General features: G+C 35.9%; 22 protein-coding genes, 1 tRNA gene and 1 other RNA gene. 7 read left to right on the top strand and 17 right to left on the bottom strand.

Features of this window, described 5'->3' with window-relative positions; all coding sequences use genetic code 11:
• Positions 1 to 8: 8 nt before the first annotated feature.
• The 12 genes from bioD to I6I93_RS03035 form a co-directional block, all read right to left on the bottom strand.
• On the bottom strand, positions 9 to 692 hold the full coding sequence (bioD, locus tag I6I93_RS02980; protein WP_112889378.1) for a dethiobiotin synthase: 684 nt from the start codon (positions 690 to 692) through the stop codon (positions 9 to 11).
• Between the two features lie 10 nt (positions 693 to 702).
• Complete coding sequence (locus I6I93_RS02985; protein ID WP_112889379.1) at positions 703 to 1,257, bottom strand: biotin transporter BioY; 555 nt, start codon at positions 1,255 to 1,257, stop codon at positions 703 to 705.
• Positions 1,258 to 1,516: 259 nt separating this feature from the next.
• Entirely contained in the window at positions 1,517 to 2,368 is an 852-nt protein-coding gene (locus I6I93_RS02990) for a MerR family transcriptional regulator (RefSeq protein ID WP_112889380.1), read from the bottom strand.
• Positions 2,369 to 2,476: 108 nt separating this feature from the next.
• Positions 2,477 to 2,959, bottom strand: a complete 483-nt coding sequence (locus I6I93_RS02995; protein WP_070701801.1) for a ferritin — start codon at positions 2,957 to 2,959, stop codon at positions 2,477 to 2,479.
• Positions 2,960 to 3,045: 86 nt separating this feature from the next.
• Complete coding sequence (locus tag I6I93_RS03000; RefSeq protein ID WP_112889381.1) at positions 3,046 to 5,148, bottom strand: alpha/beta hydrolase family protein; 2,103 nt, start codon at positions 5,146 to 5,148, stop codon at positions 3,046 to 3,048.
• 29 nt (positions 5,149 to 5,177) lie between these two features.
• Entirely contained in the window at positions 5,178 to 6,071 is an 894-nt protein-coding gene (locus I6I93_RS03005) for a PSP1 domain-containing protein (protein ID WP_112889382.1), read from the bottom strand.
• Entirely contained in the window at positions 6,068 to 7,006 is a 939-nt protein-coding gene (locus I6I93_RS03010; RefSeq protein ID WP_112889383.1) for a DNA polymerase III subunit, read from the bottom strand. Before I6I93_RS03010 ends, I6I93_RS03005 begins: the two co-directional genes overlap by 4 nt.
• Positions 7,006 to 7,290 carry a cyclic-di-AMP receptor gene (locus tag I6I93_RS03015; RefSeq protein WP_070701793.1) on the bottom strand — a complete coding sequence of 95 codons (285 nt, stop codon included), beginning with the start codon at positions 7,288 to 7,290 and terminating at the stop codon, positions 7,006 to 7,008. Before I6I93_RS03015 ends, I6I93_RS03010 begins: the two co-directional genes overlap by 1 nt.
• Positions 7,291 to 7,298: 8 nt before the next feature.
• On the bottom strand, positions 7,299 to 7,625 hold the full coding sequence (locus I6I93_RS03020; protein WP_112889384.1) for a cyclic-di-AMP receptor: 327 nt from the start codon (positions 7,623 to 7,625) through the stop codon (positions 7,299 to 7,301).
• Entirely contained in the window at positions 7,622 to 8,230 is a 609-nt protein-coding gene (gene tmk / locus I6I93_RS03025; RefSeq protein ID WP_112889385.1) for a dTMP kinase, read from the bottom strand. Before tmk ends, I6I93_RS03020 begins: the two co-directional genes overlap by 4 nt.
• A complete protein-coding gene (locus tag I6I93_RS03030) occupies positions 8,227 to 9,579 on the bottom strand; it encodes an aminotransferase class I/II-fold pyridoxal phosphate-dependent enzyme (RefSeq protein WP_112889386.1) in 1,353 nt (450 codons plus the stop codon). The genes tmk and I6I93_RS03030 overlap by 4 nt, the downstream gene beginning before the upstream one ends.
• Before the next feature lie 58 nt (positions 9,580 to 9,637).
• On the bottom strand, positions 9,638 to 10,618 hold the full coding sequence (locus I6I93_RS03035; RefSeq protein WP_112889387.1) for a biotin--[acetyl-CoA-carboxylase] ligase: 981 nt from the start codon (positions 10,616 to 10,618) through the stop codon (positions 9,638 to 9,640).
• A gap of 59 nt (positions 10,619 to 10,677) precedes the next feature.
• Between I6I93_RS03035 and I6I93_RS03040 the strand changes: the two genes are divergently transcribed.
• Positions 10,678 to 10,767, top strand: a tRNA-Ser gene (locus I6I93_RS03040).
• A 3-nt stretch (positions 10,768 to 10,770) separates the two neighbouring features.
• Positions 10,771 to 11,035: signal recognition particle sRNA large type (gene ffs, locus I6I93_RS03045), an RNA gene on the top strand.
• A 32-nt stretch (positions 11,036 to 11,067) separates the two neighbouring features.
• Here the strand turns inward: ffs and I6I93_RS03050 are convergent.
• Both I6I93_RS03050 and ispE read right to left on the bottom strand, forming a co-directional pair.
• Entirely contained in the window at positions 11,068 to 11,793 is a 726-nt protein-coding gene (locus I6I93_RS03050; protein WP_112889388.1) for a hypothetical protein, read from the bottom strand.
• Positions 11,780 to 12,625, bottom strand: coding sequence for a 4-(cytidine 5'-diphospho)-2-C-methyl-D-erythritol kinase (ispE, locus tag I6I93_RS03055; RefSeq protein WP_112889389.1), 846 nt, complete (start codon positions 12,623 to 12,625; stop codon positions 11,780 to 11,782). Before ispE ends, I6I93_RS03050 begins: the two co-directional genes overlap by 14 nt.
• A 205-nt stretch (positions 12,626 to 12,830) precedes the next feature.
• Between ispE and I6I93_RS03060 the strand changes: the two genes are divergently transcribed.
• The 4 genes from I6I93_RS03060 to I6I93_RS03075 are packed head-to-tail and all read left to right on the top strand — an operon-like array spanning position 12,831 to position 17,251.
• Positions 12,831 to 13,337, top strand: coding sequence for an NADH-quinone oxidoreductase subunit NuoE family protein (locus I6I93_RS03060; protein WP_112889390.1), 507 nt, complete (start codon positions 12,831 to 12,833; stop codon positions 13,335 to 13,337).
• Positions 13,338 to 13,353: 16 nt separating this feature from the next.
• Positions 13,354 to 13,743, top strand: a complete 390-nt coding sequence (locus I6I93_RS03065; protein ID WP_070701777.1) for a hypothetical protein — start codon at positions 13,354 to 13,356, stop codon at positions 13,741 to 13,743.
• The gene (locus tag I6I93_RS03070; RefSeq protein WP_112889391.1) at positions 13,736 to 15,505 is read left to right on the top strand and encodes an NADH-ubiquinone oxidoreductase-F iron-sulfur binding region domain-containing protein; all 1,770 of its coding nucleotides are present in this window, start codon (positions 13,736 to 13,738) and stop codon (positions 15,503 to 15,505) included. Before I6I93_RS03065 ends, I6I93_RS03070 begins: the two co-directional genes overlap by 8 nt.
• A gap of 9 nt (positions 15,506 to 15,514) precedes the next feature.
• Positions 15,515 to 17,251, top strand: coding sequence for an NADH-dependent [FeFe] hydrogenase, group A6 (locus tag I6I93_RS03075; RefSeq protein ID WP_112889392.1), 1,737 nt, complete (start codon positions 15,515 to 15,517; stop codon positions 17,249 to 17,251).
• A gap of 960 nt (positions 17,252 to 18,211) precedes the next feature.
• Here I6I93_RS03075 and I6I93_RS03080 read toward each other — a convergent pair.
• From I6I93_RS03080 to I6I93_RS03090, 3 genes are read right to left on the bottom strand one after another with little or no spacing between them, the layout of a single operon-like run.
• Entirely contained in the window at positions 18,212 to 18,976 is a 765-nt protein-coding gene (locus I6I93_RS03080) for a hypothetical protein (protein ID WP_112889393.1), read from the bottom strand.
• Positions 18,976 to 19,662 carry an ABC transporter ATP-binding protein gene (locus I6I93_RS03085; RefSeq protein ID WP_112889394.1) on the bottom strand — a complete coding sequence of 229 codons (687 nt, stop codon included), beginning with the start codon at positions 19,660 to 19,662 and terminating at the stop codon, positions 18,976 to 18,978. The genes I6I93_RS03080 and I6I93_RS03085 overlap by 1 nt, the downstream gene beginning before the upstream one ends.
• Entirely contained in the window at positions 19,659 to 20,018 is a 360-nt protein-coding gene (locus tag I6I93_RS03090; protein WP_112889395.1) for a GntR family transcriptional regulator, read from the bottom strand. The genes I6I93_RS03085 and I6I93_RS03090 overlap by 4 nt, the downstream gene beginning before the upstream one ends.
• A gap of 414 nt (positions 20,019 to 20,432) precedes the next feature.
• On the opposite strand from I6I93_RS03090, the gene I6I93_RS03095 reads away from it, so the two are divergent.
• Positions 20,433 to 21,563, top strand: coding sequence for an aspartate-alanine antiporter-like transporter (locus I6I93_RS03095; protein ID WP_112889396.1), 1,131 nt, complete (start codon positions 20,433 to 20,435; stop codon positions 21,561 to 21,563).
• Positions 21,564 to 21,638: the final 75 nt, after the last annotated feature.

A 21,638-nucleotide genomic window follows, 5' to 3' on the forward strand; every position in this document is an offset into this window, starting at 1 on the left:
CTTAACTCCTATTCGTAAATCTCTTTCAGCTTTTCAACATCAATATCTAGGTCCTTGTCGCCCTTCTTTACACAAGCTAGGACTTCAAGACCTGACATATGCTCGCACATTTTTATATTATCTTCTTGCATGACATCTCCTGGTATAAAGTTGTTGAAAATTATTCCCTTGATCTTCATTCCCTTTTCCTTCATGTAAAAGGCTGTCAAGACCACATTATTTATAGTTCCAAGTCCTGCATCAGCAACAATAATAGTAGAAAGATTTGCTTTCTTTATGAAGTCTTCTAAATAAATCTCTTGATCATCAAATCTTAAGGGACAAAGAATGCCACCAGACCCTTCAAGAGTTATGTAGTCGTACTTGTCCTTTAGGTCTTCAAATTTTTCTATTGTATAATCAAGGTCTATTGGATTGCCTTCTATTTGTGCAGCTAAGTGAGGAGAGTAGGCATGCTCATAAACGTAGTGACACATTTCTTCAAGAGGCTGATCAATTCCTCCAAACTCTTTTACAAACTTCGCATCACCAGGTATGAGCTTTCCATCATCATCCTTGTCATTTCCACTCATAGCAGCCTTATAGTAGGCAGACTTTTCTCCTGCTTCGTGAAGTTTCTTCACTAGAAGACCAGCTACATAGGTCTTTCCAATTTCTGTTCCTGTTCCTGTTACAAAAATATTTTTACTCATTTTTTCTCCTTTAATTATAAGCCTTGTTAATAACTGGAATTAATCTCTTGCCAAGAAAGGCGCCTAAAAAGCACAAAACAATGTCTCCTGGCACTGCAAGTAAGAAGCAATAAATAATAATTGCCTTAACTCCAATAGGCGATCCCAAATAAAAATTGCTAATAAAGTAGTAATAAACCATGCCCATGATATAAACTATGGCGAGTCCCACAAAATTTGCCTTGAGAAGTCTCTTCATATCAGGTCTCTTGTCCTTGTTTGCAATCTTACCCGTAGCATAAGCACCAAAGGCAAAACCAATTATGTAACCAAAAGATGGCTTAAGGACATAGGCAAAACCCCCGCCTTCAGTAAAGACTGGGAGGCCTATTAGACCCAAGATTATGTAGACAAGGACTGCTGTGGCACCAAGCTCTGGTCCCAACAAAAGACCTGCAAGCATGGTAAATAAAAGTTGCAGGGTAAAGGGCAAGACTGGTATAGGTACTCTTATAAAAGTTCCCACAATAATAAGGGCAACAAATAGTGAACACATCACCAAGTCTCTCGCTTTTAAATTTTTCACACTAACCTCCAAATTTTTATTAGTAAACAATTACTTTAAATAAGTTAACATTTTCCTCTTTGTTTGTCAACTTATAAATTTTCATAGTTAACCTCGCTTTTCTTACTTAAGATTATTCTATTTCTTAAAAATCATTTTTAAAAAATAAAAAATTTACTTAATCAGAATTTGAATTAAGATAAGAATAAAAAATCCCATCTCATTAATATGAAATAGGATTTCAAATTCTTACTTTATAAAATTTTCTCACTCTATCAAATTATTTATTTCTTTCACTTAAAAATTTTTCATTGGCTTCTAATAGTTTTTTGTAATATTCATCATAAGAAGGTGATATTTTTCTAATCAAAGGGATAACTAGATCATAATAATTATTTTCCACCATATAAGTTCGTATCTTGTCAGAAATTTTTTTGACCTGGCTAGACTTATAGTCTTCACTTTCTTTAAAGTCTTCATAGGCCTTGACCTTGTCCCTATTATCTTCCATCCATTCCTCGTAATTATAGACAGCTTGAATCTTTCCCTGGTTAATAGCTTCTAAATCTTCTAAGTCAAAGTCCCTAGTCATCCTTTCAATATAGGCCTTCTCTTCTTCTGTAAAATTAAATTCTGGTAGGAAATCCAAAATTTTTATAAGTTCATTAAAGGCAGGTTCTTGGTCTTCTCCTAGCTTGTCCCCTAGGAAGGGCTTGTAGGAAATAAAGAAAATCTGGCCAAAGTATCCAGGGAAAACTCTTGTGAGTCTTTCATATATGGTCTCTTTCTTTTTTAAATCTTCAAGCTCTTTAGATACTTCTTCAAAGTTCTGTGATTTAATTAGCCTTTCTAATAAGTTCTTCTTAGCCTCTTCAAGTTCAAGTCGATACTGTCGATCTCTTAAAATGCTTCCAAGGTCTTCTTCCCTTGAATCTAAAATATTTTTTATTTCAGAAATACTGAGACCCAACTTCCTATATATAGAAATTTTTAAAAGCTTCTTCACGTCATCTTGTGAGTAAGCCCTATAATTATTCTCTCCCTTATGAGGTCTTATTAGTCCCTTGTCTTCATAATATAAAATTGCCTTCCTAGTTAGGCCAGTAATTTTTTCCACTTCACTTCGCTTCATAATCCACCTCCAAGCATAGGATAAGCCTGCCCCATGGGGCCAAGTCAATAGCTTTTAATTACATAAAAAAAGATACCCCTAAGGGTATCTCTTAAAATTAATTTTAAATTATCTTCTTCCAAGTTCTGCATCGTAGATATAAAGTCCAGACCAGCTTTCGTTAATTCTTTCAAGTCTTTCAACGATGTCTCTAAAGTTATCTTCTTCTTCAACTTGTTCGTCAACATACCATTGTAGAAGTGAAGTAACTCTGTGGTCGTTTTCTTCTACAGAAAGGTCTACAAGATCGTGTATTCTTCTTGTAACTTCTTTTTCGTGTTCTAATGCAGTCTTAAATGTTTCTGTGAAAGTACCAAATTCAGTTTCAGGTTTATCAATTCCTTCAAGGTCTGGTCTTACATCAATTTCAAATAAGAATCTTCTTAATTTTTCAGCGTGTTCAAATTCTTCTTCTGCTTGTTTGTTAAAGAAGTGAGCAAATCCGCTCATGCCCTTGTCTTCAACATAGTTTGCCATTGAATAATAAATATATCCTGATTCAACTTCGAAATTGTATTGTTCAATAAGTCCTTTAATTAGTTTACTTTCCATTATTAAAAACCTCCAAGTTTTATATTTTCATTTTAAGCTCATCGCTTCTATTCTTAAGTTACCCAGGAAGATTATTTCTAAACAATTTATTTTAAAATTCCTAGGTTATCTATAGAGATTTTAATATTATTTTTGAATTTGAATTCCAGCTTATTTATCTCATCTGTATTTAAATTGGATGTTTGTTTTTTAAAGTCTTCTAGTGGGATTATAAGGGTTTGAGGTCCAAACCTTTCATAATAATCGTCATCAAGATAGTCTGCTTTGTAGAGATAGGACCTTGTCATAGGTATAAGTTTTTTATAATCACTTAGACTTAAAGTCGAAGCATTGCCCCAAGTATCTTGGATTTCTAAATCAATATCTCCTTCTATCTCTTCAAAGTTTAAATTTTCTATATCAAATTGTAAAAACTTTCCACTAGGAATTTTTTCTGTAAACCTAAAGGCATAATTTGAATTTTTATTTGCATCAATAAAAACCCCTGTTGTCTTAGAATTCTTCTCTCCATAATCGTGGCTGTCTTCATAAATTTTTGCCAAGTTGGAGAAATTTATTATTCCTCCGGGGATTGATGTCGTAGTTATGTCATAGTCCTCTTCAAAGTCTGCAAGTTTTATAAAATCCGAATCCATATACCTTGTGTAGTAATTTGTCTCTGGAAGGTCGCCGTACTTGTAAGGACCTTCTTTAAAGATTTCTCTGTTATAAGTTTTGCCAAAGACATTTTCCAAAAAGTTTAGGGTGTAGATCGAAAGGATCTCTCTTTGCTTATTACCATCAAGGAGTTCTTTTCTATTTAAGAAAAGTCCCTCCCCTGGATCTGCGTCAAAGTCTCCCCAAAGTTTGTTGAAGTTGCCGTGGTTGGCATATCCAAGATAGACTCCAGCCTTAAAATTATCTTTTTCACCAGAGAAAATTACATTGTCATATAGGAGCATGCCCTCGAATCCATCAACATCTGCGTCATTTGTCCCAGCAATAGTCAAGTAATTTACATCTCTTAAAATTAAATTTTTGCCTCCTGGTTTATATTGATTATAAGTCGGAGCAACTGTAATTATTCCTTTGATGTCAAAGTCATACTTGTGAGAAATTTTTCCATCATCTGGATGAAACTTAAGCTCATTAAAGTTATAGGCAATAGCTGCTGCCTCTCCACCTCTTGAATGACCCATTAGGGCAATATTATTCTTGTCAAATCTCTTGTAAAGAACACTGTCTTTATTCCTATTTCTCTTAAAGATATTTTCCATATTTTCAAGAAGAAGAACTGCCCTTGCATCATTTTCATTTCCAAGACCATAAGACATAAATCCATTTAACATGTTCATGTCCACAGAAACCATTGCAATTCCTCTTTTAGCGAGATAGCGGCCAAGATAATCATAGCCAAGATAATTTTTTGTTGTGAACCTGTGGTTGCCATGGGCTACAAATAAGACTGGGGCATTCTCCAAGTCTTTTGGAGCGTATATCCTTCCCTTGACTTCTGTCTTGTTAAGACCCTTGCCAAAGAACTTGTCCCTTATTTTTTTTGTCCTGCCAGAATAATAAACAAAGTCTCTTAAGTTTACTGGGTCGGCTTCATAGTCAATGACTTCTACCTTATATCTCTCTGCCTTGCCGGCAATTTTATTTTTTTCTCCCTCAATTTTATAAATTTCTCCAGAATCAAAACCTGGGAAAACCATAAAATATACTGAAGCGCCCAAGATTATTCCACTTGGCAATAAAAATAAAAGTGCCAACTTTTTCTTATTTCTCCCAAAAGAAATTAAAGATTTTGAAAAAGTCACAAGGACTATAAAGGCTGCAGCAATAAAAATAATTTCAAAATAGTCTATGTCTACATAATAAAGGCATTCATCATAAAAATATTTTAAACCACATATTAGCATTCCATAGATGGCAAGATTTTTTGCCCTAACTCTTTTTAAAAGCAAAAATCCTATTTTTAAAACTTGCCAAATAAGAAAGTAGGCAAGATAAAATAAGACTGCAAGACCTAAGAAGGCCAGGCTCTTTGGAATATTAAAATCCGAAATATAGTAATAAAAAAAGGTGGCAGAAAATAAAGATATTATTGCCACCATTATAAGGGCAAAGCCATTGGCCCTGCCAAAATGTCTCTTAAAAAAATTATTAATCTTATTGGAAATTTTAACTAAAAAATTATTTATCTTCATAACAAAGGGGATAAGACCTCATCCTATCCCTAATCCCTCTCTAACTCCACTAGTTCTTTTTCATCGTACTCTTCTACATTTAAGTTTCTTGATCCATCTATAAAGGACTTGTTAAACTCTCGAGTCCTCTTGATTTCAGAAAGTTCCATATAGACAGTTTCTTTTTCATCATCAACTTCAAACATAACCTTTACAAGTTCTTGTATTGTATAAGTCGATACAACTGTTCCCTTTCCTCTTTCAGTCCTTACGATCTCACCAGGTCTTGGCATCCTCTTGTTAATACATTCGTAGCCGTCCTGCTCATATTTTAGACAGCACATAAGCCTGCCGCAAATTCCAGAAATTTTTGTTGGGTTAAGACTTAGGTTTTGGTCCTTAGCCATCTTTATTGAAACTGGCGAAAACTCACTTAAGAAAGTTGAGCAGCAAGTTGGTCTGCCACAACATCCAAGTCCACCAACATATTTGGCCTCATCACGTACTCCAATTTGTCTAAGCTCTATCCTAGTCCTAAAGATTGAAGCCAGGTCTCTTACAAGTTCCCTAAAGTCTACTCTTCCATCAGCTGTGAAGTAAAACAATAATTTTGACCTGTCAAAGGTATATTCACAGGAAATTAACTTCATATCAAGTCCATGCTCTTCCACCTTTTGCTCACAAATTATTATTGCTTCCTTGGCCTTATTCCTATTTTCCACATTGATATTTTTATCCTCGTCAGTTGCAAGGCGGATCACAGGTTTTAGTTCTCCCTTGATTGTCTCCTCGTCCACTTCTTTTAAAAGCTCAACTGCTCCAAACTCAAGGCCCCTCACAGTTTCAACAATAACATAATCTCCAACATTTAAATCTATATCAATGGGATCAAAATAATAGATTTTTCCAGTTCTCTTGAACCTTACTCCTGCTATTTCTATCATCTAATTCCCCCTAAATCTATTAAAAGCTTCTCTATATTTAAATCAAAATTCACATTTTTTTCCTTGCGACCCAGGGCATTAATAAGGGCATCGTAGGACTCAACTGCCCTATCAATGGACAAGTCTTGGAGCTTCAAGATGTCTAGCTTGTCAATATTTACAACAAGGTCCTCTCTCCCACTCTTAACATAAACTAAGTCCAGATACCAGACTATCATAAAATTTAAGATTTCCTTAAAATCATCTTTATTGTCTTTAAAAAATTTCATTTCATCAAAAATAAACTCTGTCTGCCTTATTACCCTATCAGTCATATTTATTATATCTTCTCTTTTTGATAGGAGCTCAGGATCTTCAGAATATTTTATGGCAAGACTCACATCTCCATTGGATAGTCTAGAAAAAAGTTTGGCATTCCTAGGAGATACCTTCCTAGAAAGCAAAAATTCTTCAATCCTATCTTGAGTTAAGTCTTGAAATTTTAAAATCCTACACCTTGAAATAATTGTTGGAAGAATATTTCTCATGTTGCTTGAAATTAAAATTAGGATCAAATAATCCATGGGTTCTTCCAAGGTCTTTAAGAGGGCATTTTGTCCCTCAGCTGTTACCCTATCGAAGTCATCAATAATAACGATCTTGTGACTCCCAGAAAAGGGTTTTGCAAAAGAATTTTCGATTATCTCTTCTATATCTTGTTTTTTTATCGTGTCCTTCTTTTGTACCACATAGAGGTCTGCATCTTCAAAGTCGTCAATCCCACTAAAAAATCTTATGCCTTCAGGATCTTCATTTAAGATGGACCTGGCAAAGTTTTTTGCATGGGAAAATTTACCTATGCCCTTGCTGCCTGAAAAAAGATAGGCATGGCTATATGACTTGTTTAAAAGATCTCCCTCTAAGCTATTTATTACGGACCTATTCTCTAAAAACATTAAATTCTCTTTGACTCTTCCAAATCAACTACAAAAATTGTAGCCCCAGAAACCTTAAAGTCCCCTTCTTCCATGTGGACATCTTCAGATTCTGTTTCTTCTTTAAAGATTTCATAAATCCTATCAATTTCATCTTCCTTACAACCTAAGAGAAGGGTAGTATTTCCTGATTTGAAAAAACCACCAGTTGAGGAAAGTCTAGTTACATAAATGTCTTCATCTAAAAATCTATCTATAAGTCCATCAGTATATTTTTCTTGGACTATTGCAATCATCATTTTCATAATATCACCTAAAACCTCTTGAAATCTACAACATTAGTTACAAAAATTGTGGCTCCCCCAACCTTTACTGTTATAGGCACTGGGATCATGGCTTGACCAGGAATGTTAACTGGTTGGATTGTCCTCTTTACCTCCCTAGTCTTGGAGTTTTCTTCAAGTATTTGCATAAACTTGTCAAGTTCTTCATCTTCTATACCTGAAAGGATTGTCACATTTCCCGCCTTTAAAAACCCACCAGTGGAACTAATCTTAGTAACCTTAAAATTATTGTCATTAAGATTTTTTATTAGATTTTCGCTGTCCTCATCTTGGACAATTGCGATTACAAGTTTCACAAAATCTTCCTTTCTTTAAGAATCTTCATGCAGTCGCCGAAGACCTCTTCTATAGTCTGATTCACATCTATAAAATAATAATTTTCTTCTTTTTCTAAATTATTATAGTAGTCCCTTATCTTCTTGTGGAAGTCATCTCCTTCGCATTCTAACCTGTCGTAGCAGGCTTGGTCCTTCCTCGTTAAGGTAGAGTTATTTGTCCTAAATATAAAAACTATGTCTGGCTTCTTGCCACCAGTTGCAAAATCATTTATCGCCCTAATGTCCTCTAGTTTTTGTCCCCTAGCATGTCCTTGGTAGGCTAGAGACGATAGGACATATCTCTCACAGAGAACTGTGGTCCCATCCTCTAAGGCAGGAATAATTTTTTCATAAGTATGCTGAGCTCTTGAAGCAGAGTAAAGTAGGGCTTCTGTCCTCATATCCATTTCTTTTAAGTCCTTATCCAGGATAATTTCCCTAATTTTTTCTGAAATCCTAGTTCCTCCTGGCTCCCTAGTCTTTATAGTCCTTATATTATTTTTTAAAAGTTCTTCATATACTAAGTTGCAAATTGTAGACTTACCAGACCCATCTGGACCTTCAAATGTTATAAAAGCGCTCATCTAACTACCTCAATCATATCTCCTAAAAGTCCAATGACTTCTATTCCTTCATCTAAAAATTTATCTATTGTCTCAATTATTTCTTCTGTTATTACTTCCCCAAAGGCCACCAAGGGAACTCCTGGTGGGTAGGCCCCAATAATTTCCTTTGAAATCCTGCCTTTTGCATCTTTATAAGATATTCTCTCTCCCTCACTTAAGAAGGCCTCCTTTGGCAAGAGCCTCTTTTCTGGAAGGGGAAAGTCTTGGGGAATAATTTTTTTATAAGGACCATCTCCGTAGGATAAAATTGCATCTCTTAAAGTCTCTAGGTCTTCACTTGTGTTGATAGGAGAAACAATCCCCAGGGCATAGTAAAGGTCTCCCATTTCAAGCCTTATGTCCTTATTTAAAATAAAATCTTCAACCACTTCTTCTCCAGTCATGCCAGCTATCCTAAATAAAAACTTCATGGGGTCATTGGCAATTATAGACTGGTGGCTCAAATCTAGGTCATAATTTATTGCATCTTTAAGATTTTTTATTTCCTCAGTTCTTTTTTTTAATTCACTTCTTCCTTCCCTATCCATGTAAGCAAGACCTGCTTCAATTGAGAGCATGACTAAGTAAGATGGGGAAGTTGTGTTATAAATATTTATATACTTTAAAAGATCTTCATGAGAAAACCTATCTGTACCCCTGTGAATAAGGGCAGCTTGAGTAAGAGATGGGATCATCTTGTGGGTTGAATTTATAACAAGGTCAGCACCTGCATCTAAGGCCGAATATTTCTTCAAGTCCGAAAAATAAAGATGGGCTCCGTGAGCCTCGTCAACAATTACTGGAATATCTTTTTCATGTAAGATTTCAATAATTTCTTTTAGCTTTAAGATTCCACCAAAATAATTTGGAGAAACCAAAACGCAGGCTGTGATTTTATTTTTCTCTATTTTTTCTCTAAGTTCATCTAAATCAATGCCAAAATACATGGCACGGTCCTTGTCATAAATTGTATTTAGATAAACTGGGTCCAGGTCATTAAGTAAAAGGCCATTGTAAATAGACTTGTGGGTGTTTCTCTGTATCAAAACCTTATCCCCTGGTCTAGTAGCCATGGCAATGGCAATGTGAAGGGCTCCTGTGGACCCATTTGTTGTCATAAAGGATTCCCTTGAGCCAAAGACCTTGCTAATTTCCTTATGGAGGTCATCTATTACCCAAGATGGATTTAACAAGTTGTCTGTTCCATAAATTTCTGTCAAATCTCTTTTTATGTCCAAGTCAAAAAAGTCTTTTCCCTTGTGACCTGGCATCCCAAAGGATATTTTATTTTTTACTTCATTTATCTTTTCACTTAAAGGCCTCTTCATCTCTTCTCCTAACTTCTCTTAATTATACTATAATTTGGAGGACTTTAAAAGTTGGGACCTATTTATAAAAGTTCCCCTTTATGGAAACTTCTCCACTGGAAAGGGTGATTTTCTCTTCTCCTGTGTCGACGATTAGGTTGCCCTTTTCATTAATATCGTAGCCCACAGCAGAGTACTTCTTGCCGTTTAATTCAAAGGTCAAGTCCTTGCCGATAACAAGTGAATGAGTCTTGTAGTAATCTATAATTTCTTCGTCGGACCTATTATAATTATTTTCATAAAAGGCATTTAAGATGGATGATAGAATTTCATTTCTAATTACATCTGTTCCAATATAACCAGCAATATCTTTTAAGTCCTTGAAGCTGTCGTCTTTTGGCTCATTTACATTTATTCCAATTCCAACAATAACTGATTTTACACTTCTTGACTCAAAGTCTGCATCAAGCTCTGATAGGATTCCACAAATTTTCTTACCATTAATAAATAAATCATTGACCCACTTTATTTCTGCTTGCTCGCCCGTTGCTTCTTTAATTCCCTGGGCAACAGAAACGGCAGCCTTAACTGTAATCAAATCAAAGTATGAAAAGTCAAAGAAGTCCTTTGGATGAAGAACTATGCTAAAGTAAACTCCACTTCCCTTAGGAGATGCGAAGGACTTGCCCGTTCTTCCCCTGCCACCCTTTTGCATGTCAGAAACTATTACTGTAAAATCTTTGACATCTTGAGAGTAAAGCTTTCTCTTGGCCTCTGTATTTGTTGAGTCAATTTCATCAAAGACTATAATATCTATGTCCTTTAACTCTTCTCTTAGTCCCTTTCTTATTCCCTCATCAGAAAGTTTGTCGTCGCTTTCTATGAGCTTATATCCAAGTTTTGTTTGAGATTCTATTTGAAAGCCTTCTTCTTTTAAATTGTTAATCGCCTTCCAAATGGCAGTTCTTGAAATATTTAATTTTTCTGCCAATTCTTGACCAGAAATATAGGAAGCCCTATTTCTTTCTAATTCTTTTAATACTATATCCTTAGTTTTCAATTTATCACCTTATTCTTGACATTATTTATTTTCTACTGTACAATAAGTTTCTAGGCCGTGGAGAGATGTCCGAGAGGTTGAAGGAGCCCGCCTGGAAAGCGAGTATACACGAAAGTGTATCGGGGGTTCGAATCCCCCTCTCTCCGCCATCGCCATGCTAAGCGGGAAATTAGCGATGTCCTGTACCTGCGATTCGCTACAGCAGGGCTGAATTCCCATTAGAGGATTTTAATTTTGCAGTCTGCCCCTTATAAGTGGTGTTGATGATTGGGTCCTGCGCAACAGAAACTTGTGAACCGTGTCAGATTTTGATCGAAGCAGCACTAAGCAAGACCTTTTGTGTGCCGCATGGGTCGCCTAATCTGAGCTAACTGTAAGGGTAACGTGTGAGATTAACTTTCGACTTTGGGTGCATGGCTACATATTTAGTCCCAGTAATGGGACTTTTTTTATTGCCCTTTTTTAAAAAGTCTAGAAACATTTAAGAGTTCTCTCTCTTTTAGAATTCCTTTTTCCCTTAAATACTTTTCAGCCCTAGAGTAAAAGGCCCTCTTGGACTCAGTTACATAAAAATAATCCCTTATATAATTTTCCTTCTTATAGGTATAGTCTTCTAAAATCCCATCAACATTGGAATAAATTTCTATTTCCAAAACTTTTTTTGCAAAATAATTTATGAAAAAGTCCTTCTTCAAATGAAGACCACTTGAGGCAAGAAAAATCATATTATACTTTGAAAAATCAAAATCCTTGAAGTATTCGTCAGAGATCATCTTCATTATGTCATCAGCTATTCCATCATTGGCTCCATTTATCAAAAGTGGAACATCTAGATAATCTACTGGAGAGTCTGTAAAGTTTTTTAAAGCTCCTTCTTTACAAGTTAATTTTGACCCAAGGCAGAGGATTTTTTTATTCTTTAGCTTTTTCTTTAGGGCATCTTGACCATAAAAGGCTCTTGATGAATTTTTAAAATAGTTAATGGCATCGAAGTCCATAACTATTATTTTTTTTGCCTTCTTAAAGGACTTCTCCAAAAATTTTATCCTATCGTCGACCACTTCTCGCCTATAGAGGCCATAATATTCAAATTTATCATCAACATAATAGTTTAAGTAGTCCCTGTGGACTTCGTAAAGTCCAACAATTCCTGGACCTGTATCAAAAACTGCCATCTTCCTCACCCACTCTCAACTTATAGGTCTTGTCATAAGTTTTTTTGAAGTGCCTGTAGGCATCTTCTAAGTCATTTTTATTTTCAAAAATTCCAAAAATTGTTGCCCCACTCCCACTCATAAGAGGAGCAGAATTAAAGTCCCTCATCTTATTTTTTATGTCTAAAAGGTCCTTGTGACTTTCAAAAACCACTTCTTCCATTTTATTTTCTAAGACTTCATTTAGTCTTTTTATATCTAAATCATAAAGACCTTGAAGGACTTCATCAAAATCTATTCTCCTATCATCTATTTTGATTTTTTCATAGACATCCTTGGTAGACACTCCATAGCCAGGATTAACTATTAGGACATTGTCAAGTTCTATTGGCTTCACTTTTTCGAGAATTTCTCCAATACCAGAAGCAAGCTTGGTCCCTCCCGTCATCATATAGGTGAAGTCTGCTCCAAGGTTTGAGGATAATTTTATCAAATCTTTTTTTGGAATTTTTAAATCGTACAATTCATTTAAGGCGTAAAAAGTCCCAGCTCCATTAGATGTCCCTCCTGCAAGTCCAGCTGCCAGGGGGATATTTTTTTCTATTTCAACCTTAAAGGGAAGATCTTTTCCTACAAAATCTCTTAGGACAAGGTAGGCCTTGTAAATAAAATTTTCTTTCATATCAAAATCAAAATCACCAAGAATTTCAACTTTATCGCTTTTAGAAAATTTCATCTCATCATAAAGGTCTGTCATCACCATTAAAGTTTTTATGTCATGGTAAGCATTTTCTCTCTTGCCTGTCACGTCGAGAGATAAGTTTAACTTTGCATGGGCTTTCTTCGTAATCATAAAACACCTCTAAATAATTATAATTCATTGAGAATATTTTTTCATCTATATAGAAATTTATTATTCCTTCTAAAAATTAAATAAGGACTTTAATATTATAAAATAAAAATATTTTCATAAAGTTATGATAAATTTTTTAAAAATCTCTTCCATTTCTTTGCTAAAACATTTTCCTTGTATTACAATAAAGTAAGAGGTGATATTTATGGATCTTAAGACCTTAGGTTTAGATGAAGCCCTTTTAAAAAGTTTAAAGGACTACATAGATACTTTTGACGACAAGGAAAACAATATTATAAGTATACTCCACTACGCCCAAGATATTTTTGGCTACCTTCCAAAGGAACTCCAAATTTATATTGCTAGGCTAACTGACCTGCCAGCATCTAGGATCAACGGCATTGTAACTTTTTACTCCTTCTTTAGTGAAAAGAAAGTTGGAGCCTTTAAGGTGGACGTCTGCCTAGGTACTGCTTGCTTTGTTGATGACAGCAAGACTCTCTTAGATGCCTTTAAGGACCAACTAAAGGTTGATGAAGATGGACTAAGTCAAGATGGCCTCTTCAATGTCAACTCCATTAGGTGTCTTGGTGCCTGCGGGATTGGTCCTGTTGTAAGAGTAAACGACAAAATTTACGGCCATGTTAAGCCCCAAGACGTAAAGGAAATTATAAAGGTCCACAGGCAAGAGTTAGAAGAAGCAAAAAAATAGGAAAGAGGAGATTATTATGGCAAAAATAGATTCCTTAGAAAAACTTCTGGAAATAAAAGAATCTAGGCATCACAAGACCATTCTCCGTGACATAGGAAACATGTCTGACGATGATGTTATAGAAATCTTTATTAGGGGAAATGAAAAAGAAAAATATGCGGAGATAGAAAATCTTTTTGACGAGCTCAAGTCCTTTGTGAGGGACAAGGGAATGAGAAATTGTAAATTTTTATTTCAAGATGACCCAGACCAAAAGGAGAATTTTAATATAGAAATTTCCTTTAGGGTTAGGACTAATATAAAGTCTAATACTTTAGACCTCGCTGATATTAAGGACTTTATCGACCACATTGCATCAATAAAAGATCAAGCCCACAACTATGATAAAGAGGTGGACCATGAATAACTTGAGATTACAAATACTAATTTGCAAGGGAACTGGTTGCGTGTCTGCAAGAAGTGACCTTATAAAAGAAAATTTTGACAAGGCCTTAGAAGACTATAAGATTAATGACGTTGAAGCAATAATAACTGGTTGCTTTGGCTTTTGTGGAGAGGGACCTATTGTCAAGGTGGAACCTGACAATGTCTTCTACACTCACGTCAGCCCAGAGGACGTAAACGAAATTGTGGCTGATCACATTATTCACGGAAGACCTGTTAAGAGACTTTTATACAGGAATCCAAAGAATAATGAAGTTATCTACAACCAACGTGACATGAACTTCTACGGCAAGCAAACTCGTCTTGCTTTAAAAAATTGCGGCAAGATTGATCCAGAAAATATTTACGACTACATATCCTATGACGGTTACCAAGCTCTTTTCAAAGTTTTAACAGAAATGAGCCCCCAAGATGTAATTGACGTCATTAAGGCATCAGGCCTTCGTGGCCGTGGTGGCGGCGGATTCCCTACTGGCATCAAGTGGCAAAATACCTACATGAGTCCTGGCGACGAAAAATATATTTTCTGTAACGCCGACGAGGGTGACCCGGGAGCCTTTATGGATAGGTCCATACTTGAAGGTGACCCAAATTCCATTATCGAAGCCATGACTATTGGTGGTTATGCAACTGGTGCAAACCACGGTGTTATTTATATAAGAGCAGAATATCCTCTTGCCATCCACAGGCTAAAGACAGCTATTGGTCAGGCAAGAAAGTATGGCTTTTTAGGAAGAAATATTTTTAATTCTGGCTTTGATTTTGATATAGAAATAAGATACGGGGCTGGCGCCTTTGTATGTGGCGAAGAAACTGCTCTTATCCACTCAGTTGAAGGAAAAAGAGGAGAACCAACAAGAAAGCCACCCTTCCCTTCAGTTAAGGGTTATATGGGAAAACCAACTACAGTTAATAACGTAGAAACCTATGCCAATATTCCACAAATTATCTTAAGAGGACCAGAGTGGTTTGCCTCCATGGGTACAGAAAAGTCCAAGGGAACAAAGGTCTTTGCCCTAGCAGGCAAGGTCAACAATGTTGGACTTGTTGAAGTACCTATGGGAATTACTATAAGAGAAATTGTCTACGACATTGGCGGAGGAATACCAAATGGCAAAAAATTTAAGGCCGTTCAAATTGGTGGACCTTCTGGTGGTATGATTACCAAGGAAAATATCGACACTCCAATTGACTACGAAAACCTAAAGGAAATTGGTGCCATGATGGGTTCTGGTGGACTTATAGTCATGGACGAAGACAATGACATGGTGGACATAGCCAAATTCTACCTAGAATTTACCCAAGACGAGTCTTGTGGCAAGTGTACTCCTTGTAGGATTGGAACTAAGAGGCTATTAGAAATGTTGGAAAAACTTTTGGACAACAAAGGTTCAGAAGAAGACCTCCAAAAAATCGAAGACCTCTGCCACAACATAATTAACTCAGCAGCTTGTGGACTTGGTCAAACTGCACCAAACCCAATCCTATCTACAATGAGGTACTTCCCAGACGAATACTTAAAATATGCAAGACGTGAAATGAAAAAATTTTATAAAATTGATAAGGATAAGTGCGTTGGCTGTCACAAGTGTGCAGGACTTTGTCCAGTTAAGTGCATAAGTGGCGAAGTAAAAGAAAAACACGAGATTGACAAGGAAAAATGTATAGCTTGTGGAACTTGTGCCAAGGCTTGTCCAGTTAATGCTATAGCCATGGGAAGGTAGGGATGAATAATGATTAATTGTGTGATAAATGATAAAAAATTACAAGTTAAGGAAGGAAGCACCATCCTAGAAGCGGCAAAGGAAGTGGGTATTGAAATCCCTACTCTTTGTCATATGAAGCTTCCCAACTTTAATTATGAAAATATGCCTTCATCATGCAGGATTTGTATGGTAGAAGTTATTGGCAGGCCAAAACTTTGTACTGCCTGTTCCGAAGAAATAACTGAGGGCATGGTAATAAAAACTGACACTGTAAAGGCAGTTGAAGCAAGAAGAATAAATTTGGAACTTCTTCTTTCCAACCACCCAAAGGACTGCTTGGTCTGTCCTAAAAATTTAAATTGTGAGCTTCAAGCACTAGCAGAAAAAATGGGCATAAGAGAAATCGCCTACAAGGGTGACAAGGCAGGTCACAAGGTGGACTCATCATCAGATTCAATTTACAGGAATCCCAACAAATGTATTATGTGCAGAAGATGTGAAACTATGTGTAACGAAGTTCAAACTGTGGGAACTCTTGGTGGACTAAACCGTGGCTTTGACGCCATAGTCTCCCCTGCCTTTAATCTTCCACTGGCTGATTCGTCTTGTACCTTCTGTGGCCAATGTGTGGCAGTTTGCCCAACTGGAGCAATTGTAGAAGTTGATGCAACTGCAAGAGTCTTTAAAGAAATTAAAAATCCAAGAAAGCACCTTGTAGTCCAAGTTGCCCCATCAATAAGAGTTGCCATAGGAGAACTCTTTGGCATGGAACCAGGTCAGGTTACGACAGGTAAACTAGTTACAGCCTTGAGAAAACTCGGCTTCGATACAGTTTTCGACACAGACTTTTCAGCAGATTTAACAGTTATGGAAGAAGCCAGTGAGCTAGTTGATAGGATTCAAAATGATAAGACTATGCCAATCTTAACATCTTGCTGTCCAGCCTGGGTTAGGTTTATAGAAATGAATTATCCAGACATGTTAGATATTCCATCATCATGTAAGTCACCACAAATGATGATGGGGTCAATGGTAAAGACCTATTACGCAGAAAAAACTGGCATACCTGCCAAGGACATTGTTATGGTTTCAGTTATGCCTTGTACTGCCAAGAAGGCAGAAGCAGACAGGGCTGAACTTGGGTCTAATGATATGAAGGACGTAGACTATGTCCTTTCAACAAGAGAACTTGGCAGGATGATAAACTTATATGGAATTGACTTTGAAGGACTTGAAGAGGGAGAATTTGACCAAATCATGGGAGAATCCTCTGGAGCAGGAACAATATTTGGAACAACAGGTGGCGTAATCGAAGCAGCAATAAGAACTGCATCAGAATGGCTAACTGGAGAAGAGTTAGAAAAAATTGAATTCCAAGAACTAAGAGGCCTAAAGGGCATAAGGTCAGCAGAAGTTGCTATTGGCGATATGCACCTAAGAGTTGGAATCGCCCATGGACTTGGCAACGCAAGAAGACTTCTTGATGGTATAAAAGATGGAACTTATAATTTTGATGCCATAGAAATAATGGCTTGTCCAGGTGGATGTATTGGCGGAGGCGGCCAACCTTACCACCACGGCAAGGAAGAAGTCTTACTTAAGAGACAAAGAGCCCTTTATGAAATAGATAAAAATAAAGAAATAAGAAAGGCTCACGAAAACCCAATGATTAAGAAAATATATAAAGACTACTTGGGAAGACCTTATGGAGAAAGAGCCCATAACTTGCTTCATACAAAATATCAAGCTAGAGAAAAGATTTAGGGGAAAAGTATTTTAAAAGCTTCGCTTTTATAAATCTTATAAAGAGTTTTCTTTAAGAATTTTTTGTAAAGCTAAGCTTTACTATTTATCTATTGGAGGGGACTTAGGGCGTTTCGATTCGCCCTTGTCCCCTCCAAACCTCCCCTTAACACCCCCAACGACCTGGCAGGGGCCTTTGCCAGCAACCCCGAGCGGCAGCCATCCTAAAAATTCAAAACTTGCTCGCTACAAACTTTTACAAACTTAAAAAAATTTATCAATAGAGTCAGAGAATATCTGACTCTATTTTTTATTTGCGAGCTTCGCGTGAACCTAATCAACTCAAAGTTCGCTTCGCTCCTTTTCGCTGTAAGGTTCATCGGCTGAGCAATAAATTGCTCAAGCACATTGAATTTTTTACGGCTGACTTGCCTTACGGGGTTTTTCACCTTTAGTTCACAGTTTTACCATTACACAGATTAGAATTTATCTTAAGTTACTTTAACCAACCTAACTATCCAAATTAAGTTTTGCATCAAAAAAAGCTTAATCAGTATCGATTAAGCTTTATATTTTTACAACTTTCTATTTAATTATAACTTTACAGCTTTTCATGATTCATAAAGAAACTATGACTTAATAATTAGTTGTAAAGTTACAAATTTTTATAACTTTATAACTAAAATCAACTTTAGGTTTAAACCGTGAGCTGATAAAGTGCATATAATGAGCAAAAAAATTGGTTATGCGTTAAAAATTTTCAACTGTTTGAATTCGCGAAGCGAATGAGTTTTGAAAATTTAGCATGACCGATTTTTTTGGACTCAACGTACGTGGGGTGAAGGGGGTGGCTTGGAGGGGCAAGGGGCCTCACGATGCCCCTAAGCCCCTCCAATATTGATTCGTAAAGCTCAGCTTTACAAAAGATTAATTAAAGATCAAATCTTAAATATTGATTCTAAAAGCGAAGCTTTTACTCCCTCAGCTTACTGAAATCCTACTCTTATGCATATAATAAACCCCAATAAACAAGGCTATTGTTTCTAAAAGCATTGGAATTAGTATTCCTATTCCCATCCCCCTCATAAACACATCTCCATTATTTAGGAAGAGTTCAATATTAGTAAATAAGTCTAATTTATCTAAGCCATATAGAACTGCTCCTTCTATCATTCCTAGTCCTATATAAACAAGGACTGGTCCACCAAATCCAAATCTTCTAAATTTTTTTCCACCGCCAAATGTCACTGCGAAGATTATTCCAATGATGTTGTTAAATAAAAACATTAGAACCCAAGCAACAAGCACTAATATGTTTCTTATTCCAACTTCATTTATTAGCTCATTTATATCTGCCCAAGTTATATATATTACTCCACCATCAACAGATGGAACAAACATAAATAGGAAACAAATTAATCCTACATAAATTGAATAGATAATAAACATTATAAGATAATATAAAAATCTTGAAAAAGTTTTTGCTGAAGGACTTATTGGTGTTGATTCATAAAATAAGGCACTGTCGCCAAAGAACATATTGTAGTCGCCAACTATAACTGTTATAGCTGCTGCCATGTAACCAAACATTAGCGCCATCATGCCTAAAACAAATGCACTGTCTCCAATTGAATGATTAACATTTGAAAATAATAATCCAAAAATAATTAGGGCTACTGGCAAGACTGGAATAAACCAATTATTTTTAAAGTGATTTCTTATTTGATGTCCAAGTAATTTTCCCATTAAAATACCTCCGTAAAGTAGTCTTCTATACTCATATTTTCTTCACTTCTTATTTCATCTACTGTCTTGTTGAGGGTAATCTTGCCTTCTGAAAGGAAGAGGACCCTATCAAGGAGTGGCTCAATTTGATTTATTAAATGAGTGGATAAAATAATTAGAGAGTCTTCTTCAAAATTATCTAAAATAGTTTGGATTATGGCCTTTCTCGCTGAAGGATCAACTCCAGAAATGGGTTCGTCTAAGAGGAAGATCTCTGCCCTTCTTGAAAGACTTAGGGCAATTTGCATTTTTTCCCTCATACCTTTACTCATTTCCTTGACCTTGGCTCCTTGAGGAAGTTTAAATTCTTCGTAAATCCTATAAAATTTATCTTCGTCAAAGTCCTTGAAGAATTTCTTGTAAGTTCTCACAACTTCCTTTACTGAAAGTTTGTCGCTAAGAGAAAACTTATCTGGTTGGTAGGATAAAATTTCTGCTGTCTTGTAAGAAATTTCTTCTCCATCTATGATTACACTTCCCTTGTAGGTTTTTTCTAGACCTGCAAGGATCCTAAGTAGGGTTGACTTACCTGCCCCGTTGGGGCCAACTAGGCCCACAATTTGTCCCTTATCAAGTTCTAGGTTTAGGTCGTCAAGGACCTTATTCTTGTAGCCCATATTTAAATTTTTTATCTCTAGCTTGCTCATACTTCCCTCCAATATTTATCTAAAAGTTCCAGTGATTTTTCCTTTGTCATCTTGAGTTCTTCTGCAACTAATATTAAATCGTCGCAGGACCTATAAAAGGCACCCTTTGCAATTTCTTCTATTAGTTCTTCGTCATCTGTTATAAATCTGCCGCTAGTCCTATTTGACTTGGCAAGGCCCTCTCTCTCAAGTTCCTGCAAGGCCCTTTGGACTGTGTTGGGGTTGACCCCATAGGCTTGGGCAAGGTTTCTAACAGTTTCCATCTTCTCTCCACTTTTCCACTCTCCGCTTGAAATCTTTAATTTAAAATCTTCAAGGAGCTGGATGTAGATGGGTCTGTTGTTATCAAATTCCATATTTACCTCCTTTTTAGATCCACTTTTGAATAATTTTTTATTTAAAAGTCCTCATCTCTTTTATATTAAGTAAATTTTTAATTTCATATTCAATCTCAATTTCTTATTTCTTTAAAAATTTTTAATAAAGTGCAAGATACTTTTTGTATTGTTGTATCAACTCCTTAGTACAATAGTTATTATATACAAGCTTTTTTATTTTTGCAAGACTTTTTATTAAAAATTTTTAAATTTATAAAGTATATTGTTTTTCTTAAGCTAAACTTGTAAACCTAGAGATTTTAAAATTTTTGTGAAAATCTTTTCATTTTTCATAGGTTCATAGAGGCTTTTTAATTCTACCAACTTCCTTTACTTCGAATTTTTATAGTGCTATCATAAAAAACCTAGGGAAGAATTATAAGGAGGTATTATATGAATGAATTATTAATCATATTTTTGATAATGGTCTTGGGTTACGCCCTTGGTCATGTTAACTTTTTTGGAATAAAATTTGGTGCATCGGCAATTTTAATTGTGGCCCTCTTCTTTGGTCACTTTGGCTTTACTGTTCCAAAGTTCTTGGCTAAGATTGGCCTTGTGCTTTTCCTTGCACCTATTGGTCTAATGGCAGGTCCAAGTTTTATGGCAAACATCAAGAAGAATGGACTTTCCTTTTTGGCAATTTCTTTTATCACAGTTGCTATTGGAGGGATTTTAATTGTATTAGTATCTAAGTTCTTTGACATTGATCTAGCCCTATCAATGGGACTTGCAACTGGAGCCATGACTTCAACATCAATGCTTGGTACAGTAAAGAGTCTTACTACATCAAGCTTACCTGGTGTTGGCTATGGAATTGCTTATGCCTTCGGTGTTGTTGGCGTTGTACTTATTGTTCAACTTATGCCAAAAATTTTAAAGGTCGATGTTGATGAAGAAATTAATAAATTAGTTTTACCAAAAGACAATCCAAATCTAAATAAAAAGGATGTTGGAAATTTAATTAATTTTGAAAAAAATGGACTCTTTCCAGTAGCTCTTGCTTCAACTCTTGGCATCCTACTTGGTTCAATTAAGATTCCTATAGGAAGCGTAAGCCTTTCACTTGGAGCAGGTGGTGGCGCTTTAATCGCTGGTCTTGTACTTGGTCACTATGGAATACTTGGCAGGATTAACTTAGTTGTTTCTAACGAGAGACTTTCTCTTGTTCGTGACCTTGGTCTTGCCTTCTTCTTATTAGAGTCAGGCGTTAGTGCAGGAACAGGTTTTGTTGAAGTTGTAAGTCAATATGGAATAAAATTATTTTTTGCAGGAGTTATCTTAACACTTGTGCCTGCACTTATTTCACTTTTTGTTTCTTACAAGGTCTTCAAGCTACCACTTTTTGCAGCCCTTGGTGCCACAACTGGATCAATGACTTCTGCCCCATCTCTTGGAGCTTTACTCCAAGTTACTAATGGGGACGACAAGGTTTCATCGTTCTATGCAGCCACACAACCAACTGCAACAGTTATGATGGTATTCTTGCCACAGATAATTAACATCTTCTTCCCAGTGAGTTAATATTAAAAAATTATAAAGACACAAAAAAATCCCAAGCTGAATTTATTTTCAACTTGGGATTTTTTTATTATCTTA

The organism is Peptoniphilus harei (assembly GCF_016726485.1).
In the GTDB taxonomy this organism is placed as follows: Bacteria; Bacillota; Clostridia; order Tissierellales; family Peptoniphilaceae; genus Peptoniphilus_A; species Peptoniphilus_A harei.

Excerpts from the sequence above, each read along its gene's own strand:
- I6I93_RS03080 (WP_112889393.1), bottom strand. The coding sequence starts at position 18,976 with ATGGGAAAATTACTTGGACATCAAATAAGAAATCACTTTAAAAATAAT.
- I6I93_RS03030 (WP_112889386.1), bottom strand. The coding sequence starts at position 9,579 with ATGAAGAGGCCTTTAAGTGAAAAGATAAATGAAGTAAAAAATAAAATA.
- I6I93_RS03065 (WP_070701777.1), top strand. The coding sequence starts at position 13,354 with ATGGCAAAAATAGATTCCTTAGAAAAACTTCTGGAAATAAAAGAATCT.
- I6I93_RS03070 (WP_112889391.1), top strand. The coding sequence starts at position 13,736 with ATGAATAACTTGAGATTACAAATACTAATTTGCAAGGGAACTGGTTGC.
- I6I93_RS02995 (WP_070701801.1), bottom strand. The coding sequence starts at position 2,959 with ATGGAAAGTAAACTAATTAAAGGACTTATTGAACAATACAATTTCGAA.
- I6I93_RS03000 (WP_112889381.1), bottom strand. The coding sequence starts at position 5,148 with ATGAAGATAAATAATTTTTTAGTTAAAATTTCCAATAAGATTAATAAT.
- I6I93_RS03050 (WP_112889388.1), bottom strand. The coding sequence starts at position 11,793 with ATGGCAGTTTTTGATACAGGTCCAGGAATTGTTGGACTTTACGAAGTC.
- I6I93_RS03015 (WP_070701793.1), bottom strand. The coding sequence starts at position 7,290 with ATGAAAATGATGATTGCAATAGTCCAAGAAAAATATACTGATGGACTT.
- I6I93_RS03005 (WP_112889382.1), bottom strand. The coding sequence starts at position 6,071 with ATGATAGAAATAGCAGGAGTAAGGTTCAAGAGAACTGGAAAAATCTAT.
- I6I93_RS03060 (WP_112889390.1), top strand. The coding sequence starts at position 12,831 with ATGGATCTTAAGACCTTAGGTTTAGATGAAGCCCTTTTAAAAAGTTTA.
- I6I93_RS03095 (WP_112889396.1), top strand. The coding sequence starts at position 20,433 with ATGAATGAATTATTAATCATATTTTTGATAATGGTCTTGGGTTACGCC.
- ispE (WP_112889389.1), bottom strand. The coding sequence starts at position 12,625 with ATGATTACGAAGAAAGCCCATGCAAAGTTAAACTTATCTCTCGACGTG.
- I6I93_RS03010 (WP_112889383.1), bottom strand. The coding sequence starts at position 7,006 with ATGTTTTTAGAGAATAGGTCCGTAATAAATAGCTTAGAGGGAGATCTT.
- I6I93_RS02990 (WP_112889380.1), bottom strand. The coding sequence starts at position 2,368 with ATGAAGCGAAGTGAAGTGGAAAAAATTACTGGCCTAACTAGGAAGGCA.
- bioD (WP_112889378.1), bottom strand. The coding sequence starts at position 692 with ATGAGTAAAAATATTTTTGTAACAGGAACAGGAACAGAAATTGGAAAG.
- I6I93_RS03085 (WP_112889394.1), bottom strand. The coding sequence starts at position 19,662 with ATGAGCAAGCTAGAGATAAAAAATTTAAATATGGGCTACAAGAATAAG.
- tmk (WP_112889385.1), bottom strand. The coding sequence starts at position 8,230 with ATGAGCGCTTTTATAACATTTGAAGGTCCAGATGGGTCTGGTAAGTCT.
- I6I93_RS03075 (WP_112889392.1), top strand. The coding sequence starts at position 15,515 with ATGATTAATTGTGTGATAAATGATAAAAAATTACAAGTTAAGGAAGGA.
- I6I93_RS03090 (WP_112889395.1), bottom strand. The coding sequence starts at position 20,018 with ATGGAATTTGATAACAACAGACCCATCTACATCCAGCTCCTTGAAGAT.